The sequence below is a fragment of the Nocardioides sp. Z24_21 genome, assembly GCF_058134345.1.
Map to the genome: position 1 here is coordinate 879,862 of NZ_JBYTTH010000002.1, position 17,265 is coordinate 897,126.

Below are 17,265 nucleotides of genomic sequence, written 5' to 3' on the forward strand. Positions count from 1 at the left end.
CGCCCGTCACAGGACCGAGAAGCCGGGGGGCAGGCCGTCGCGGCCCGTCGCGGCGCGCAGCAGCGGGCCCGCCATGCCGCCGGCGACGGCGAGCTCCGAGGCCCCCGTCCAGGCCGGGCGCTGTCGACCTGCACTCGTCGAGGCTGGACGTCAGGCGTGGCGCACGACCAGACGGCCGCCGTCGACCTCCCACCGCTGGTCGAGCCGGACGTTGGCCAGCAGGCGCCGGTCGTGCGAGACCAGCAGGAGCGCGCCGTCGTACGACGCCAGCGCGTCCTCGAGCTGCTCGATGGCCGGCAGGTCGAGGTGGTTGGTCGGCTCGTCGAGGACCAGCAGGTTGACCCCGCGCGCCTGGAGCAGCGCCATCGCCGCACGGGTGCGCTCGCCGGGGGAGAGGCGCGCGACCGGGCTGGCGACCTGGTCGGCCCTGAGCCCGAACTTGGCGAGCAGCGTGCGCACCTCGGCCTGCGTCAGCTCCGGGACGACGGCCTCGAAGGCGTCGCCGAGCGGCAGGTCCTCCGCCAGACCCGTGCGGGCCTGGTCGATGACGCCGATGGACACCGAGGCACCCAGCGAGGCGGTGCCGGTGTCGGGCTCCGTGCGCCCGAGCAGCAGGCGCAGGAGCGTGGTCTTGCCTGCCCCGTTGGGGCCGGTGATGCCGATCCGGTCGCCCGCGTCGACCTGCGCGGAGACGGGCCCGAGGCGGAAGTCGCCGAAGCTCTTGGTCGCCTCGTTGAGCGTGGCCACGACCGCGCTGGAGCGCGGGGCGGCGGCGATGTCGAACTGCAGGACCCACTCCTTGCGCGGCTCCTCCACCTCGTCGAGCCGCGCGATGCGCGACTCCATCTGGCGCACCTTCTGGGCCTGCTTCTCCGACGACTCGGTGGCGGCGCGGCGCCGGATCTTGTCGTTGTCGGGGCTCTTGCGCATCGCGTTGCGCACCCCCTGCGAGCTCCACTCGCGCTGGGTGCGCGCCCGCTGCACGAGGTCGGCGCGGGTCGAGGCGTACTGCTCGTAGGCGTCCCGCGCGTGGCGGCGGGCGACGGCCCGCTCCTCCAGGAACGCCTCGTAGCCGCCGTCGTAGACGCTGACCCTGCCCTGGGCGAGGTCGAGCTCGACGATCCGGGTGACGCAGCGTGCGAGGAACTCGCGGTCGTGCGAGACCAGCACCACGCCACCGCGCAGCCCCTGCACGAACGCCTCCAGCCGCGCCAGCCCGTCGAGGTCGAGGTCGTTGGTCGGCTCGTCGAGCAGCACGATGTCGAAGCGGCTGAGCAGGAGCGCGGCCAACGCCACCCGGGCGGCCTGCCCACCGGAGAGCGTGGTCATCAGGGCGTCCGGGCCGACGTCGAGGCCGAGGTCGGCCAGCACCGGGGCGATCCGGTCCTCGAGGTCGGGCGCACCGCTCGCCAGCCACCGGTCGAACGCCGCCGCGTAGGCGTCGTCCGCCCCGGGCTCGCCCGAGCCGAGCGCCTCGGCGGCCGACTCCATCGCCGCGGTCGCCTCGGCTGCACCCGTACGGCGCGCGAGGTAGTGCGCGATCGTCTCGCCGGGCACGCGCTCGTGCTCCTGCGGCAGCCAGCCGACGAAGGCGTCCCGGGGCGCGCACTCCACGGAGCCGGCCATCGGCGGCACCGACCCGCTGAGCAGGGACAGGAGCGTCGACTTCCCCGCGCCGTTGGCGCCGACCACGCCGATCACGTCACCGGGAGCGACGGTGAGGTCGAGGCCCTCGAAGAGCACCCGGTGGCCGTGCCCGCCGGCGAGGTCCTTCGCGACGAGGGTGGCGTTCACGCGGAGGAGCCTACGTCCGCGCCGAGGGGGCCGCTCAGGCGCCGTCCTCGACCAGGGTGGTGGCGGGCAGCCAGTCGGCGCCGAGGAGCTGGGCGAGGTCGGCGAGTCCGCTGGTGTCGCCGCCCACCGTGTCGGAGGCCGCGGCGATGCGCTCGACCATGACCTTGCCGACCTGCTCCTCGACCGTGCCCTCGGCGTAGGCGATGTGCCACGGCGAGACCTGGTGGTCGCGGTGGGTGCGACCGGTCACCTGTCGGCCGGCGATGCCCGAGAAGCGGGCCTGGTGGAAGACCCCGACCCGCGGCTCCGTGCTCGCCTGACGGCCCCCGTCCAGGGTCTCTCCGGCGTGCAGGCTGATCGAGGCGACCGTCGTGAACACGCAGACCTTCGCCTGCCCGGTCTGGAACCGGAGCCGCTCGGCCTCGGGGTCGAACCGGTCGCGGCCGTAGATCGTGGCGACCTCGATGCCGCTGTCGCGCAGCCGGTCGGCGATCGGGTCGGCGGCAGTGCCGACGAACTCGACCGAGCACGCCACCTGTCGCTCGGCCTCGACCTGCTGGGCGATCCAGGCCACCGTCGAGTCGACCCGGATCAGCCCGGCCTTCTGCCGGAAGCGCAGCAGCGCGGCCCGCCCTTTGGCGACGTTGCGGCCGCGTCGCGCGATGTCCATCTCGCGGCAGAACTCGCCCCACTCCGCCTCGTACGCCGCTCGCTCCGTGGGCGTGAGCGCCACCGGCATGCCGGAGATGGGCACCGGCCCCCACGGCGCGGCGCGGTGCAGCATCGCCGCGGGGCTCGCGTCGTCGAGCCAGCCCCGCACCAGCTCGAGGTCGGCCGCGCGCCGCGCCGGGTCGGCGGTCCACGTCGCGCCGTAGCGTCCCTGCTCCACCCCGACGCCGTGGCGCTCGAGCGCGGCGGCGAAGACGTCGCCGGGTCGGGTCGCCGACGTCCACTCCCGCATCGGCTCGCCGAGCACCTGCGCGTACGCCGGGGCGAGGTAGGGCAGCTCCAGCGGCGTGTGCCCGGGCGTCGCGGTGGTGGCGATGACGAACGGCGCCCGGTCGTGCGGCTTCCCATGACCGGAGATCCGCGCCCAGAGCTTCCACCGCTTCGTCGTGGTGCGCCGCAGGGCGTGGGCCTCGTCGGCGATGATCACGTCCCAGTCGTGGCCCGTGACCTTGTCCAGCCGGTCCCACGTGATCACGACCCACTCCAGGCCGCCGTCGCCCAGCGCGGTGATCGTGCGGCACCAGTGGCCGATCGTGATCGCGGCGGGCCGGTCGGCCACGACCAGCACCCGTCGCGCACCACGCAGGTCGCCGACGGCCTGCGCGCCGAGCACCGCGGAGATCGTCTTGCCGACGCCTGGCTCGTCGGCGAGCAGGAACTGCCGCCCGCCCGCCTCGGCGCGCGCCGCGATCGCGTCGGCCGCCTCGAACTGGATCCGCCGCGGCTCGAGCGTGTCGCTCGGCTCGGGGGCGGGCGTCGGGTCGTCGGGGTTGAGCGTGTTCTCGATGAACCGGCCGAGGGTGTGGGGACCCGGCGCGTAGGGCTCGAGGTGCGCGGGCAGCGCGCGCCCGACGTACAGGTGGGTCTTCACGGCAGGGTGCCACGCGGCGCCGTCGACCTGGGTCCCGTAGGGGACGTCGAGCACCCACACCCGCTCGCCCGGCCCGGCGACCGGCAGCGGCCGCTGCTGCGTACGTGCGCCGCCGCGGCGCGAGGGTGCGCCGCGCCGACGAGCACCGGATCGTCGAGGGCTGGCCACCCCGGGACGCTATCGGGGTCTCCCTCACGAGCAGCCGCGCCCCGCCCATAGGGTGGCGACGCCCGTCTCGGGGCCCACCTGGACGCCGACCCCGGCGCGTCCTGTCGTCAGTGAAGGAACTCCATGTGCCGAGTGCTCGCCTACATCGGGCCGGAGACGCCGCTCGAGAGCCTGCTGCTCACGCCGTCCAACAGCCTGGTCAACCAGGCCCTCGACCCTGAGCACTACCCGGACCTCCAGCTGGCGGGCTGGGGGTTCGCGGCCTGGAGCGAGCATCTGCTCAAGCCGGAGGACCCCTTCCACTACCGCCGGCCCATGGCGGCCTTCTACGACGACAACGCCCCGCACATCGTCCCCAGCCTCCGGGCCCACACGATGCTCGCCCACGTGCGCGCGGCCAGCTATGACTCGGCGGCCGTCATCGTCGACGAGAACTGCCACCCCTTCGCCTTCGACGAGACCCCCTGGGTCATCGCCCAGAACGGCGACCTGCCCCACTGGATGCTCCTGCAGAGGGAGCTGCTGCAGCACTGCGAGGACAGGTACCTCGCGCAGATGCGGGGCACCACGGACACGGAGTTCCTCTACGTCCTGCTGCTCTCGCTGCTCGACGGCGACACCGACAAGGACGTCCAGCGCGCGATCGAGGAGATGGTGGGCCTCATCGCGCAGGCGATGAAGGACCTCGACCTCCCCGCCCTGACCAAGCTGAAGATGGCGCTGGTGTCGCCCCACCGGATCATCGGGGTCAACGTCGGTCTCGGGCACCAGGGCGAGACCCACCCGGCGGGCGACTGGAAGACGCTGCGGGAGTCCGGTCCGGGCACGGACGACTTCGCCCTGTCGATGCTCCTCGAGCCGATGTACCTGCTCGTCGGCCGCCACGTGCCGCGCGACGACACCGCCTACGACTTCGAGGCGTGCGACGAGGACGAGGCGACGGCCGCCATCTTCGCCTCCGAGGCGCTGACCGAGGACGCCGACGGCTGGTCGCACGTCGAGTTCGGCCAGATCGTGTTCCTCGAGAGGACCGACGGGCGCATCACCCGGACCGTCAACACGCTGTCGGTGTAGGCGGGCGGTCAGGTGCGTGGGTCAGTCGCCCTTGGGCATGACGATCCACGCGATGACGTACGCGAGCTCGCCCGCGCCCACGAGGCCGAAGATCACGAAGCCGAGGCGGACCAGTCCCCGCGGGATCCCGAACCTGTCTGCCAGGCCGGCGCAGACTCCAGCGAGCCACCGTCCTTCGCTGGGGCGTACCAATCGTGACGTAGACATGGGCATCCTTCGGCTGGTGAGGTCGGCGGTGCGGGGCGCAGCCATCCTCGCAGAGGCATCCGGGATGGGGCAGAAGCGACGGCGTGCCCCGGGGGCTTGCCGACAGGCGGCGCATTGACGCGTCGCGGGGGAGGGTGTGTATTGGTGGGGCCGGCTCGGCGGCCTGATGCCAGGGAGCAGACGATGACTGCAGCGACGTACCTCGACGGCAACTTCGCGCCGGTCGCCACCGAGGTGACCGCCACGGATCTGGAGGTCACGGGGGCGGTGCCGCCGGACCTGGCGGGCAGGTACATCCGCACCGGGCCCAACCCGTTCGCAGCGGAGGCCGACACCTACCACTGGTTCGCGGGCGACGGGATGGTGCACGGCGTCGACCTGCACGGCGGCCGGCCACGCTGGTATCGCAACCGCTGGGTGCGCAGTCCCGAGGCCAGCGCGCACCTCGGTGAGTCTCCCGTGCCCCATGCGGACGGCGGGTGGTATCCCGGCTCGGGCAACACCAGCGTGTTCGCCCACGCCGGCCGGATCCTGGCCGTGACCGAGGGGTCGCTGCCCTACGAGCTGACGGGCGAGCTGGAGACGGTCGCCACCCGCAACTTCGGTGGCCCGCTCCCTGGTGGCATCAACGCTCACCCCAAGTTCGACCCGAGCACCGGCGAGATGCACGTGATGACCTACGGCTTCGACGACCCCGCGTTGCGCTATCACGTGATCGACCCTGCCGGGGAGCTCGTCAGGACCGTCGACGTCGACCTGCCGGCTCCGGTCATGCTCCACGACATGGGCCTGACCGCGTCCCGGGTCGTGCTCTTCGACCTGCCTGTGCTCTTCGACCTCGAGCTCGCCCTCCAAGGCGTCTCCCTGCCCTTCCGCTGGCGCCCCGACAACGGGGCCCGGGTCGGGCTCCTGCCCCGGGCCGGCGCCGGGTCCGACGTCGTGTGGATCGACGTCGAGCCGTGCTTCGTCTACCACCCCCTCAACGCCTTCGACGACGGTGATCGAGTGATCATCGACCTGGTGGTGCACGACCATGCCTTCGCCGAGGACGGCGAGCCGTTGGCCGATCACCCCCGCCTGGAGCGCTGGACGATCGACCCGCGGGCACGCAGGGTCCTCACCGAGACGATCGACGATCGCGGCACCGAGTTCCCCCGCGGGGACGAACGACTCACGGGCCGTCAGCACCGCTACGGCTACACGATCGGCTCGTCCTCGGTGCGCGACCTGGGCGCCCTGGGCGACGACCCCCGGACCGCTGTGCGCAAGCACGACCTCGTCGGCGGCACCACCGCCGAGCTGGACCTGGGCCCCGGACGCATCTCCAGCGAGATGGCGTTCGTCCCGGCCGGCAGCGCGGCCGGCGAGGACGACGGATGGCTGATGGGCTACGTGTACGACGCCGCGCGCGGCGCCAGCGATCTGGTGATCCTCGATGCCCACGACTTCGGACCACCGGTGGCCACGGTCCACCTGCCGGTCCGGGTGCCGCAGGGGTTCCACGGGAACTGGATCCCCGACTCCGCCCTCGCCTGAGCAGTCGGAGCGGGGTGGCAGACGGCCAAGGTCCTCGCCGCGCACGTGGCTGCGCCGTCCGGTTTCCGCCAGAACCCCGCCCCTACGCTCGCCAGACTTGGCGCATGCACCGCGTCCTGCCTCTCAAGGTCCACTACTACGGAACGCCCGTCGTCCTGGTCTCGTCCGCCAACCCCGACGGCACCACCAACCTGGCGCCGATGTCCTCTGCCTGGTGGCTGGGGCAGCACGCTGTGTTGGGCCTGGCCGCCTCCTCCCGCACCACGCAGAACATGCTGCGTACAGGGGAGGCGGTCCTCAACCTCGCCTCAGCCGACCTGGTCGGCCACGTCGACCGGCTTGCGCTGCTCAGCGGCTCGCCCGAGCTGTCGCCGCACAAGCGTGACACTGGGTACCGCTACGAGCCGCGCAAGTTCGAGGTCGCCGGGCTGACCCCTGAGCCGTCGGATCTGATCGCCCCGGACCGAGTGGTCGAATGCCCGATCCAGCTCGAGTGCCACGTGTCGAGCCACTACCCGATCGACCGGGACTCTCCGGGAGCGCTCGCCATCCACGTCCGGGTGCTGCGCGCCCACGTGGACGATGCCGTACGGCTGCCCGGCAGCGACCACATCGACCCGAAGGCTTGGGACCCACTCATCATGAAGTTCTGTGACTTCTTCGGCGACAGCCAGCCGCTGATTCCCTCGCGGCTCGCAGCGGGCTGGAGGATGCCGGGCCGGCTCGGCGATCGGCGCTGGTGCGCCCCAAGCAGCTGACGGACGCTCAACGCTGACGGTGGATGCGGATGATCGGCATCTCAACGCCGCCGGAACTGTTCACGGCGGCGGCGCAAGCGGGGAGACAGTCTCACTGTCTGCGAAGCCGACGTCGAACAGGAAGGGAAGTCGCTGGTCATGGACGATTGAGGTGGTGCGGCGTGCTGTCAGCGACGACCGCGCCCCGCTGGCCCACCGGACGTTCAGGACCCGTCGTGGAGTCATACGTGGTCTGCCTTTCGGACTCGCCGTTGACAGCGGCTCCGAACACCACCAGCAGCACGGTGAACCAGAGCCAGAACATGCTGATCACCACACCGGCCAGCGAGCCGTAGATGGTCCCGTAGGTACCGAGGTTCTGCACGTAGACGAAGAGCGCGACAGAGCCCGCCGCCCACAGCACGGTGGCGCCCACGGCCCCCCACGTCGTCCATCGCCATTGTGGGTCCTTGCGGTCCGGGCCGAACCTGTAGAGGACGGCGAGCGTCGTGCACATCAGCACCGCCATCGCCGGCCACGCCGCCACCGCCGCCACGGCACGGACGTAGCCTGGTGAACTGTCGATGGCCCGGGTCGTCACACCGGCCAGAGCGATCGCGGCGCCCAGGAAGAGCGCACCCCCAAGGACGAACGAGAGACCCAGGACCGTGCGCCGCACAAAGCCCCTGGACTCAGTCTCGTGGTAGGCCACGTTCAACGCGTCGATGAGAGCCACCATCGCGGTGGTGGCTGTCCACAAGGCGAGCCCCAGACCTACGAGACCGCGCACCGTCAGCACCTCCGCCGAAGCGGTCGTGATGCTGGTCAGCTGATCGGTCACCAGGACTTCCACCTGGGGCGGCAGCACCTCCGCAACCCCCGCGAGCTGACTACGGGCCTGCCCAGGCGTGTTGAGCGCACCGTAGACCGACAGCGCCGTCACCAACACGGGCGCGACGGACAAGACAGCGAAGAACGCGACACCGGCGCTGAGGAAGGGAAGACGTGCCTGCACTACATGCCCTGCAGCGCGTCGCACGAGTTCGCCCCAGCTCCGGGCCGACAGCCGCCTAGGAGCGACAGCATCGTCCACCCCAGCATCCGGCGATTCCCTCGAGCTCCGCGTCACCGGACCAATCATTCGCCCCACCCACCCGGGTGTCGACGCCTGACGACATACCGACTCGCGGCGGAAGGACGCACTCATGACGAGGTGCGGGGCGTCGCGGTCCCGCTTGCACGTGGACTACGGGGGAGCTGCTCCGCTACTTCGGAGAGCGGGTCTCGATCAGCCGGCGCACGACCCGCTCGATCAGTGCGTAGTCGACTTGGGGGTACGGCAGCTTGAGCGTGCCTTTGGCTCCGGCGTAAGGCGCGAGGTCGGCGTCCAAATCAGAATCGCCTGCCGGTGGCACGGGATAGAGCGAGACGTGCTGCTTCCATGCCGCCACGTGGACGAGGGAAACGCCCTCGACCTGCCAGGTCGGCATGTCGTAGCGCATGACACGATCTGCGCCGGGCACCACCAGCAGCACCCGCCGTTCGATCTCCTCCACCACCTCCCTCTGTTCAGCGGGAAGCGATACGAGGTAGTCGTCGACCGACGCGAACTTCGGCATGAGGGCAGTATGACTCGACGACGACGACGTCATGTCTATGCAAACAACCAACCCCTCAGTGGATCCGACCGCGCGATCGCGGCGGTTTGACGCAGCCACTTACCGGTACGGCGACCGTGGAGTCACGGTGTTCCCGCCCCACTGCTCGGGTTCGACGTCGTTCAGCGTCTGGTTGAGGACCCACTGGTGGCCGAACGGGTCATCGATGGCGGCCTGCCGCTCGCCGTACTCCCAGTCTTGGATCTCATCGACCAGCTGAGCGCCCCGTGCCACCGCAGCCGCCACAACCTTCGCCACGTCGGCGACCTTCAACATCACTTGGTGCGAGCGTTGGCGCTCGGGCGTTCGCCGTCCCGGCCGAACCTCTGCGATCACCAGCTCGGCCGGCGGCCCCTCCGGCAAGCCGAGCTGCGAGCGATGCCCCTCGCCTATGCGGACGTGCTCGACGAAGCCGAAGACCTCGGTGTACCACGCGACGGCTGATCTGACGTCGGCCACGATGAGCACCGGAGTCACTCGCGCGTGCGGTGCCGAACGGTTTGTGAGCACCCGATCAGACTAGAGCGCGAGGGGTGCCCTGTCTGTGGCGTCGAGGAGCCGATGAGAGGGAACGGCACCGCCTCGCGGTGCAAAGCCGCACTCATCGCGGCATGAGAATCCAGGAATCTCGACTCCGCGGAACTCGGGGCAGACCAGAGTCTCCGGACACGCCGGGGCGGTTCAATACGCTGAAGTCGTGCTTTACGGTCCGGGGCACGGACGGCCAGCACGTAAGAGTTTCTCGTCCTTGATTCACGCCGTGAAGGACGAGGTGGCGCAGTTGGGTCTGGTGTACAAGGACCTCTCCGATTACGCGCACTTCGGCACGCTCGGCGTTTGGAACGCGTATGTCGTCGAGAGTATGGAAGATCGCCACATCACCTGGACCGATGCGCCTCGCTGGAAGAGCGAGGAGGAGTTTCAGATCGCATGTGCGCAGACACGTGAACTATCTGTCCTCGGACTCAGCGTGCTGGACCGACTAGGGCAGGTCTTCCTTCCTCCTCAAGAACAGTGACTTCGAGGAGAATGCCGGGGACTGAGCCATCGACCGGTGGTCAGTGACGGAGCCCGGTGGCACACCAAAGCGGCGGAATGGGTCGCCTTTGCGGATGCGCCGGATGGGGCACGACGACGACGAGCCCAGCGCGGTCCTCTCGGGCGGCCCGGCCTTCTCCCGGCTCGCCGACGACGACCGCCCTACGAGCCGTCGCGGATCCTGCTCGGCTTGACTGCCTCGTCCCCGTTGGGGCGCTCCTCAACCGACTGCTCATCGGCATCAGGCAGACCAGCCTTCCCGGCCGCCGTCGCAGACCATGTCGTACCGCTCTCACCCGTGCCAACAGCCATGTCCTCAGCCCTGGTCTGCAGCGTGCGGGACAAGAGATCCTCGAGCGCGAACGCGAACGCCACGATGCCGACGGACAAGAACAGCACCTCCCCGAAGGTGGGCACCCCAGGCTTCGCAGCGATCGCGATTCCGATGACGATCACGTTGGCACTCACGAAGCTCACTGCCGAAATCAACCGGCCGCGCCTCTTGCGTATCACTGCGAGCGAAGGCTCGTACGCCTCAAGAGCCGCCGTCACGCGCCGCCGGACCCGCGCCGCGGCCACCGGGTGGTCCCCGAGCAGAGCAAGCAGCTCGAGCTGCTCCCTAATATCGCGTCGACGCCGGCGTCGACGAGTGCCGAGTTGCAGCTGGTGCAGCAATGCGCTGCCCACCAGCGTCACTACGCCGCCCACCAGTAGCTTCCAGAGGTCCCCCGCATCCACGATCCCGGACGGTAGCCGTGTCTACCGACAGCGTCAGGAGAACGCGTGAACCACGGGTCAACGCTCGAGCCGGCGCCCCGTGAAGGCGCCCTGGCGTCGACCAAGGGCTGTAGGACTTCAGGCGGCGGAATGGGGCACGGAAGACGGCTCGACCGTCTCCGTGGGATGGTTCGCGAATGGACGCGAACCCGCCTCAGGAAGCAACTGCGATGTTGCTGCGACCAGATCGTCTGTTCACTCGTGATGAGGTGCTTGCGCGCCCCTGTCCGGTCCCGGCCGCACCCGGCGTTTACGCGTGGTACTTCGACAAGGTCCCTGCAGGTGTGCCCGCCGACGGTGCTGTGAAGCACGGCGATCACACCTTGCTCTATGTCGGCATCTCGCCGGCCAAGCCCCCAGCCAACGGCCGCGGACCCAGCCGTCAGACGGTGCGTTCTCGTCTGCGCTATCACTACCGAGGGAACGCCTACGGATCGACCCTGCGCCTCACACTCGGCTCGCTACTAGCCGACGACCTTGGTATCGAGCTCCGGCTTGTCGGAAGCGGAAACCGCCTTACCTTCGCATCCGGCGAAGCCGAACTCTCCAGCTGGATGGGTCGGCACGCCCGTGTGTGCTGGCTGGAGACTCCCGAACCCTGGCTCCTCGAGCATGAGCTGCTCCAACAGTACGTTTTTCCCCTGAACTTGGATCAGAACAACCATTCCCCGTTCCGCCAGACATTGGGTGCAATCCGGGGTGCGCAACGCGCTCGAGCTCGTAGCCACCCGGTCATTTAGGGAAGGCCCTCCGCTCCCGCTCACTCGGGTCGATAGTCGCCGCATAGGTAGCGTAGGAATCGGTCGGCGCGATCGACGTAAGTGTGCACCGTGCTATCGCTCTTCCCGGCTCGTCGTAGATCGCTCTCGAACTCGCGCAGCGCATGTTGCAACTCGAGCATCGTCCAAGTGTCCGTCATGCCACCGAGCATGGGTGAAAACACTGGGGGCTTGTCTAGTTCAACCGGCCCAGAAACTTGTGCTGCATAGACCACCTCGCGGCGAAAGGACGCTGTTCGATCCGGCATCGTGCCAAGGCAGACTTAGGGTCGTGGCGTGAGCGAACTCCCCGTCCTCGATGCGACTGACCAGCGCATCCTCGGCAGCCTGCTGGAGAAGCAGGCGACCGTGCCGGCCACCTATCCCCTCTCCGCGAACGCGCTGGTGTCGGCGTGCAACCAGAAGAGCAGCCGCGACCCCGTCACCGACCTCGACCAGCAGACCGTCGAGCGGACCGCGAAGTCGCTCAAGGAACGTGGGCTGCTGCGGATCGTGTGGTCCGACACCGGGCGCCGGACACTGAAGTACCACCAGATCCTCGACGAGCGCCTCGCCCTCGAGCCCGACGAGCGGGCGCTGCTCACGGTGCTGCTGCTCCGCGGCGCCCAGTCGCCTGGTGAGCTGCGCACCCGCACCGAGCGGTTGCACGGATTCGCCGACCGGGGCCAGGTCGAGGAGTGCCTGCGCCGGATGGCGAGCCGCCCGCAACCGCTGGTGTGCGAGCTCGAGCGCCGATCGGGCCAGCAGGATCCGCGCTGGATCCACCTCCTGGGCGCCGCGCCGGAGACGTCGGGCGAGGCCGCCCCAGCGGGGAGTGCCGACACGTCGCGCATCCGCGTCACGCAGATCATCGCCGACCTCCACGTACCCGACCTCCCCGCCTCCAGGAGCTTCTACAGCGACTACCTCGGGTTGGCCGAAGAGGAGTTCAACCTGGGCTGGGTGGCCCGCCACACCTCGCCGGCATCCAGGGCGACGCTCCAGGTGATGACCAGCGATGCCACCGCGCCCGTGGACCCCGTGGTCTCGATCATGGTCGACGACGTCGAAGCCGCCTACCGCCAAGCACAGGAGCGCGGGTACGACATCGTGCACCCCCTGACAACCGAGGCATGGGGCGTGACTCGCTTCTTCGTCCGCGCTCCCGATGGCAACGTGCTCAACGTCGTTCAGCACCACGCAAGCTGAGGGTCCTGGTCATCCGCGGCGGATTGACGTGCATGGGAGCTAGGCCCCGCCGGTAGGCGGGTTCGAGGAACCGCCTACTTGTCTGTCTCAATGCAGTTAGGTTCGGGCGGTGACACATCCCGGAGATCGAGGACGGCGCGAACAGCCGCCGGGTCGCCGCCCAGCGCGCCCGGCGTCCGCGTATCGGGGCACGCCCATCAACTGGGATCGGTACAAGGATGGTCCGGATGCGTTGCCACATCGCATCGTCTCGCCAGAGGCGCCACCAACCCGGCTGTCGACTGCTGAGACACTCGCGATAGACACGGCAGAGCTTCTAGAACGCGTCGAAGTGGATGCGGTTGGAGTCGAGTACAGAACTGGTGACGGTTCGAAGCGCGTGCTCTTCGACATGCGACTCGAGTACGTCGGTGACAGGCTGAACGCGATCCCGTGGATCTCGGTCATGGTTCGAGGCGACCTGATGCTGGCCGAACTGTCGCGCGCCAAGGTGCCCGCCGACTCAGTGCTACTTCCGCCGTGGACGCTCCCCTTCAGTGCGCATGGAGATCCTGCCACAGTGCCGTGCCTGCTGGTGTGGCGCGCCAAACGCACCGCAATTGAATGTGGGTGGATCGTCGCGGATGTCTTGCTGACCGCGCTTCAGGCTGATCCAAACCGAATTCGCGTATCGGCGTCAGAGTGTTCCCTCGCCGAGACCCGGCGCCGGCACAACCTGCTGTCCTTCAAGCGCACGCTGCAGGGAAAAACGCGGGAGCGTCGTCACATTGAGATTCTCAACCATTGCGTGAAGTGCGGCCAGCCACTCAGAGACCCCGCCAGCGCACGTCTTGGGATCGGGCCCGAGTGCCGGAAGTCCTACTCCGTCGAGCAGCTCTGGGTCGCCGAGAACCGCACACGTGACGTACGGCTCAACGTCAAGCCTCCTTCTGCCTGGCTCGCTGCCGTTTCGAACCACTGGGAAATGCCAGACGGACTTCCGCTGGTCCCGCTCGACGACTGAACCCGTCGGTTATGGCACGGCTCGAGCCGGCCGACGGAACCTGCTGTAGGAGCGGGCAGGCAAGCGGCGGAATGACGCCTTGGCCTGGAAGCTACCCGCGGCTACTTACTGGGGCGTCCCGCGTTCTCCGACGTCGGGCATCCACAGCGGTTTCCCGAGGAGAGTACGTTTCCGCACGCGACGCAGAGGCTCCCAAGCGAGCCGTTTGGGCTAGCCCAACCCCGCTCATGACCGCGCGGCGCGTTGCGTCGGTTCATGTTCCGGAGATCAGCCTCGTTGAGGCTCAGTCGAGTTGGGCCTTTCAGTGATGCGTCGAAGTTGCGCAAGGCTTGAGCCAGGCCCGCCCACATCTCGACATCGACGGAATCGCGCTGCTCACGCATCGCCTTGGCTGCCGGCCCCAAGATGTGGGACGGGAAACAGCGAAGACTCCAATGGGCACGTCCACTAGTCAGTGAGGCGATCTCTTCCGGAGTCAGCCTTCTCCGGTAGACGCCAGTTGCGATAGCGATGAGCTCGCTCGCCTCAGTCATGACTGAGCGCTTGACGTAGTCCCCCATACCGGCATCCTCTCGCGCCAAGACCACCTGCCAACTCACTTTGCGCGAAGTACTGGGAATGGGCGCGCTGTTCGGATGCGCGCTGGCTCGCGGCGGATAGACGCACTCGTCGCGGCTACTAAGAGATTTCGCGCAGAATCGGTGTCTGGCCAGACTTCGATCTAGGTGATCGGCGAGACGCTCCCTTATCGGCTGCCCAGCCGAGTCTTGGGTGTGGCTCTCATCTGGACTGCGACCCTCCGGTGACCGTGACGAGGCGTGGCCCCAGAGGGGGCTGTCCAGCTCGTAGTAGCAGTGCCCACCCCGTCGACCTACTGGTCCCCGGCGAAGACGAGGTGAGCAGGGTGAGCAACACGAAGAAGGGCGGAGTCATCGGGGTCGATCCCCACAAGATGTCGGCCACGATCGAGGTCGTCGACACCTGTGAGGAGCCGCTCGGCAAGGGGCGGTTCCACACCGACCGGGCCGGCTATGCAGCGCTGCAGCGCTATGTGAAGCAGTGGCCGGACCGGGTTTGGGCGGTCGAGGGTGCCAACGGTGCCGGCCGTCGCTGGCCCAGAGAGTCGTCGCCGCCGGCGAGCAGGTTGTTGACGTGCCAGCCAAGCTCGCGGCGCAGGTGCGGCTCTTCGACAGCGGCCACCACCACAAGACCGACGCCCTGGACGCTCACTGCGCCGGTGGCCTGGAACCCGGCCATGACGGACCAGATGCCCGCGCAGGTAGGGCAGACTCACTCTCCGTGGACGACGAGCGGTCAGCCCCGCTATCCCGGCTCGAGGTCATCCTCGGGCTCCCGCTGCTCCCGTTGATGCTGCTCCGGGACCTGTTCCGGGCCTCGGGGCGCGCGGTACGCCGCGTGCTCGACGTCCTCGCCACCACGATCAGGCGGCTCGGGGACGTCGTGCAACAGGGAGTGCGCCGGGTCCTGGGTGCTCCTCTGCGCTGGGCCGCCGCGGCGTTGCGCGCAGTCGGTCGGGTCCTGCTCCGGCCGTGGCGTTGGCTCTCCGCGGGTCTGGCCACGCTCGGCGGCTGGTTCGGCGCCGCCCTCCGGGCACTCGGGCGCCTCCTCGCCGCTCCTGCGCGATGGCTCTACGCGGCCGTCCGCACGATCGGCGGCTGGTTCGACGCCGCCCTCCGGGCACTCGGGCGCCTCCTGGTCGCACCCGCGCGATGGCTCTACGCGGCCGTCCGCACGATCGGCGCATGGCTCGGCGCGGCACTTCAAGACCTCGGCCGCCTCCTCGCCGCGCCCACGCGACTGTTGGCCGCTGCATGGCGCACCGTCAGCGGCTGGGTACAAGCAACACGTCAGTGGACGGGCCGGGTGCTCGGCGCGCCGATCCGATGGGCCACCGACGCCGCACGCGCCGTCGGACGTGCCCTGGCTGCGCCCTTGCTGCAGATCCGCGACCGCGCGCGAAGGGCCACCCGACGCCTGGGCGACAGCATGCGGCGAGTCCGCGCTGTCTTGCCTCACCCGCGCCTCCGCCGACGCTAGGGCATGTGTCACCCCACCAGCAGATTCTCCTTCGACGGATTCTGCGGTCCCCCTCGACGTCGCGGAGGGCACCTTCACCGGCGCGGCCGGGTCGCCGGCGCGGAACCGATAGGTGACGGACCCTCCCCGGGCGAACGCCACTCAGTGTTCCCGCAAGACCGCGACGCCACCAAGCGGCGGAATGCCCCAGCGCAACCCCCGCATCACCGGCCACCCACTGTCGGACCCTCCTGATTGAGTAGTGGCATGCACCTGACCACCGCTCTCGACGAGTTGACCGAGGCCGAGCTCCTCGATCACGCCGACGAGGTCGCGCGCATGCAGCGCGAGTGCGAGGCGCAGGTGCTCCGGATCGCGCTGCAGGTGGCGATCCTGCACGCCCCCGACAGGATCGACCCCGCGGTCGGCTCACTGCCCGGGCGCGAGCGGATCAGGCGGTTCGGGGGCGTGGGGACGCCCGACGTGTCCGAGTTCGCGGCTGCGGCGCTGGGGGCGCGGATCGGCATCTCGACGGGCGCGGCGCACTCCCTGATGGCCGACGCGCTCGATCTCGTGATCCGGCTCCCGCAGCTCTGGCGGCGCGTCGAGGCGCTCGAGGTGAAGGCGTCCTACGCCCGCTTCGTCGCGCGGCGCACGCGCGACCTGACCGTCGAGCAGGCGTCCTACGTCGACGAGCGCGCCGCCGAGTCCGCGGACGGGCGCATCCCGTGGTCCCGCTTCGAGGACCTGGTCACGGGTCTCGTCGTCGCCAGCGCTCCCGAGGCGGCCCAGCGCGAGGAGCGGGCCAACGCCGCGCGCCAGGTCGCGCGTCCCACGCGCTCGACCGAGAGCGGCATGCGAGGCTTCTTCGTCCGGGCGCCGTTCCCCGTCGTGGCGCTGCTCGACGCCCGGGTGCAGTGGATCGCCGACATCCTGGAGGCCCTCGGCGACACCGACGACCTGGAGGCCAGGCGCGTCAAGGCGATCGCCGTCCTGGCCACTCCGCACGAGGCCGTCGCCCTCATCGAGGCCTTCGTCGCGTGGCGCGACCGTCCTGAGTGCCCGGCCGACGACCGGCACGGCCACGGGCGCACCGGCGATCGCCCCGCGGTCGACTGGTCGAGGCTCCTGCCGACCGTCACCCTCCACGTGCACACCTACGCCGGCCCCGAGCCGACCGGCACCGCCCGCGTCGAGGGCCACGGGCCGGTCACCGAGGAGTGGGTCCGTCGCCACCTCGGCCCACACGCCCGCTTCACCGTCAAGCCGGCCCTCGACCTCGCCGGCCAGGCGCCCGTCGACGCCTACGAGATCCCCGACCGACATCGCCAGGCCGTGCACCTCATGACGCCGGCCGACACCTTCCCGTGGGGAGTCAGCACCTCCCGCACCCAGCAGATCGACCACACCGTGCCCTTCCGGCGAGCAGGGCCACCGGGGCAGTCGAGCGTGGGCAACTACGGACCCATGACCGGCTTCCACCACCGCATCAAGACCCACGGCGGGTGGCAGGTGCGGCAACCGTTCCCGGGCCTCTACGTGTGGCGCGACCCGCACGGGGCGACCTACCTCGTCGACCACAGCGGCACGCGGCGGGTGCCGACCGGGAGCAGCCGCAGCCCTGCCGAGGAGCAGCTCGCGCGAGCGCTCTTCACGTTGGCGGCATGAC

At 69.7% G+C, this 17,265-nt stretch carries 16 protein-coding genes; 9 read left to right on the plus strand and 7 right to left on the minus strand.

What is annotated here, in order from left to right; genetic code table 11:
* Positions 1 to 150: 150 nt before the first annotated feature.
* Together AC3X7Z_RS10655 and AC3X7Z_RS10660 are read right to left on the minus strand one after the other, a co-directional pair.
* The gene (locus AC3X7Z_RS10655; RefSeq protein WP_186342347.1) at positions 151 to 1,794 is read right to left on the minus strand and encodes an ABC-F family ATP-binding cassette domain-containing protein; all 1,644 of its coding nucleotides are present in this window, start codon (positions 1,792 to 1,794) and stop codon (positions 151 to 153) included.
* 34 nt (positions 1,795 to 1,828) lie between these two features.
* The gene (locus tag AC3X7Z_RS10660; RefSeq protein WP_489975882.1) at positions 1,829 to 3,562 is read right to left on the minus strand and encodes a DEAD/DEAH box helicase; all 1,734 of its coding nucleotides are present in this window, start codon (positions 3,560 to 3,562) and stop codon (positions 1,829 to 1,831) included.
* A 123-nt stretch (positions 3,563 to 3,685) separates the two neighbouring features.
* On the opposite strand from AC3X7Z_RS10660, the gene AC3X7Z_RS10665 reads away from it, so the two are divergent.
* Complete coding sequence (locus tag AC3X7Z_RS10665) at positions 3,686 to 4,636, plus strand: class II glutamine amidotransferase (protein WP_489975883.1); 951 nt, start codon at positions 3,686 to 3,688, stop codon at positions 4,634 to 4,636.
* 21 nt (positions 4,637 to 4,657) lie between these two features.
* Here the strand turns inward: AC3X7Z_RS10665 and AC3X7Z_RS10670 are convergent, their stop codons facing one another.
* On the minus strand, positions 4,658 to 4,843 hold the full coding sequence (locus AC3X7Z_RS10670; RefSeq protein WP_489975884.1) for a PspC domain-containing protein: 186 nt from the start codon (positions 4,841 to 4,843) through the stop codon (positions 4,658 to 4,660).
* A 183-nt stretch (positions 4,844 to 5,026) separates the two neighbouring features.
* Here AC3X7Z_RS10670 and AC3X7Z_RS10675 point away from each other — a divergent pair, with 183 nt between their 5' ends.
* Entirely contained in the window at positions 5,027 to 6,379 is a 1,353-nt protein-coding gene (locus tag AC3X7Z_RS10675) for a carotenoid oxygenase family protein (protein WP_489975885.1), read from the plus strand.
* Between the two features lie 104 nt (positions 6,380 to 6,483).
* A complete protein-coding gene (locus tag AC3X7Z_RS10680; RefSeq protein WP_489975886.1) occupies positions 6,484 to 7,137 on the plus strand; it encodes a flavin reductase family protein in 654 nt (217 codons plus the stop codon).
* Positions 7,138 to 7,273: 136 nt separating this feature from the next.
* Here the strand turns inward: AC3X7Z_RS10680 and AC3X7Z_RS10685 are convergent, their stop codons facing one another.
* The 3 genes from AC3X7Z_RS10685 to AC3X7Z_RS10695 form a co-directional block, all read right to left on the minus strand.
* On the minus strand, positions 7,274 to 8,131 hold the full coding sequence (locus AC3X7Z_RS10685; protein ID WP_206054512.1) for a YihY/virulence factor BrkB family protein: 858 nt from the start codon (positions 8,129 to 8,131) through the stop codon (positions 7,274 to 7,276).
* A gap of 250 nt (positions 8,132 to 8,381) precedes the next feature.
* Complete coding sequence (locus AC3X7Z_RS10690; RefSeq protein ID WP_489975887.1) at positions 8,382 to 8,735, minus strand: iron chaperone; 354 nt, start codon at positions 8,733 to 8,735, stop codon at positions 8,382 to 8,384.
* Positions 8,736 to 8,834: 99 nt separating this feature from the next.
* Positions 8,835 to 9,242: a VOC family protein gene (locus AC3X7Z_RS10695; protein WP_489975888.1), complete on the minus strand. Its 408-nt coding sequence runs from the start codon at positions 9,240 to 9,242 to the stop codon at positions 8,835 to 8,837.
* 292 nt (positions 9,243 to 9,534) lie between these two features.
* On the opposite strand from AC3X7Z_RS10695, the gene AC3X7Z_RS10700 reads away from it, so the two are divergent.
* A complete protein-coding gene (locus AC3X7Z_RS10700; protein ID WP_489975889.1) occupies positions 9,535 to 9,792 on the plus strand; it encodes a hypothetical protein in 258 nt (85 codons plus the stop codon).
* Between the two features lie 182 nt (positions 9,793 to 9,974).
* Here AC3X7Z_RS10700 and AC3X7Z_RS10705 read toward each other — a convergent pair whose 3' ends face one another.
* Positions 9,975 to 10,550, minus strand: a complete 576-nt coding sequence (locus AC3X7Z_RS10705) for a hypothetical protein (RefSeq protein WP_489975890.1) — start codon at positions 10,548 to 10,550, stop codon at positions 9,975 to 9,977.
* A 176-nt stretch (positions 10,551 to 10,726) separates the two neighbouring features.
* Between AC3X7Z_RS10705 and AC3X7Z_RS10710 the strand changes: the two genes are divergently transcribed.
* The 5 genes from AC3X7Z_RS10710 to AC3X7Z_RS10730 all read left to right on the plus strand — a co-directional run bounded on the left by AC3X7Z_RS10710 (position 10,727) and on the right by AC3X7Z_RS10730 (position 17,264).
* Positions 10,727 to 11,329: a GIY-YIG nuclease family protein gene (locus AC3X7Z_RS10710; RefSeq protein ID WP_489975891.1), complete on the plus strand. Its 603-nt coding sequence runs from the start codon at positions 10,727 to 10,729 to the stop codon at positions 11,327 to 11,329.
* A 315-nt stretch (positions 11,330 to 11,644) separates the two neighbouring features.
* Positions 11,645 to 12,556: a DUF480 domain-containing protein gene (locus tag AC3X7Z_RS10715; protein ID WP_489975892.1), complete on the plus strand. Its 912-nt coding sequence runs from the start codon at positions 11,645 to 11,647 to the stop codon at positions 12,554 to 12,556.
* Between the two features lie 379 nt (positions 12,557 to 12,935).
* Positions 12,936 to 13,559, plus strand: coding sequence for a DUF6011 domain-containing protein (locus tag AC3X7Z_RS10720; protein ID WP_489975893.1), 624 nt, complete (start codon positions 12,936 to 12,938; stop codon positions 13,557 to 13,559).
* A 1,299-nt stretch (positions 13,560 to 14,858) separates the two neighbouring features.
* On the plus strand, positions 14,859 to 15,617 hold the full coding sequence (locus AC3X7Z_RS10725) for a hypothetical protein (RefSeq protein ID WP_489975894.1): 759 nt from the start codon (positions 14,859 to 14,861) through the stop codon (positions 15,615 to 15,617).
* Between the two features lie 246 nt (positions 15,618 to 15,863).
* Positions 15,864 to 17,264, plus strand: coding sequence for a DUF222 domain-containing protein (locus AC3X7Z_RS10730; protein ID WP_489975895.1), 1,401 nt, complete (start codon positions 15,864 to 15,866; stop codon positions 17,262 to 17,264).
* Position 17,265 lies beyond the last annotated feature (1 nt).

What these genes read in the sequence shown, in the direction of transcription:
- AC3X7Z_RS10665 (WP_489975883.1), top strand. Translation starts at nt 3,686, where the DNA reads ATGTGCCGAGTGCTCGCCTACATCGGGCCGGAGACGCCGCTCGAGAGC.
- AC3X7Z_RS10670 (WP_489975884.1), bottom strand. Translation starts at nt 4,843, where the DNA reads ATGTCTACGTCACGATTGGTACGCCCCAGCGAAGGACGGTGGCTCGCT.
- AC3X7Z_RS10675 (WP_489975885.1), top strand. Translation starts at nt 5,027, where the DNA reads ATGACTGCAGCGACGTACCTCGACGGCAACTTCGCGCCGGTCGCCACC.
- AC3X7Z_RS10680 (WP_489975886.1), top strand. Translation starts at nt 6,484, where the DNA reads ATGCACCGCGTCCTGCCTCTCAAGGTCCACTACTACGGAACGCCCGTC.
- AC3X7Z_RS10690 (WP_489975887.1), bottom strand. Translation starts at nt 8,735, where the DNA reads ATGCCGAAGTTCGCGTCGGTCGACGACTACCTCGTATCGCTTCCCGCT.
- AC3X7Z_RS10710 (WP_489975891.1), top strand. Translation starts at nt 10,727, where the DNA reads ATGGACGCGAACCCGCCTCAGGAAGCAACTGCGATGTTGCTGCGACCA.
- AC3X7Z_RS10730 (WP_489975895.1), top strand. Translation starts at nt 15,864, where the DNA reads ATGCACCTGACCACCGCTCTCGACGAGTTGACCGAGGCCGAGCTCCTC.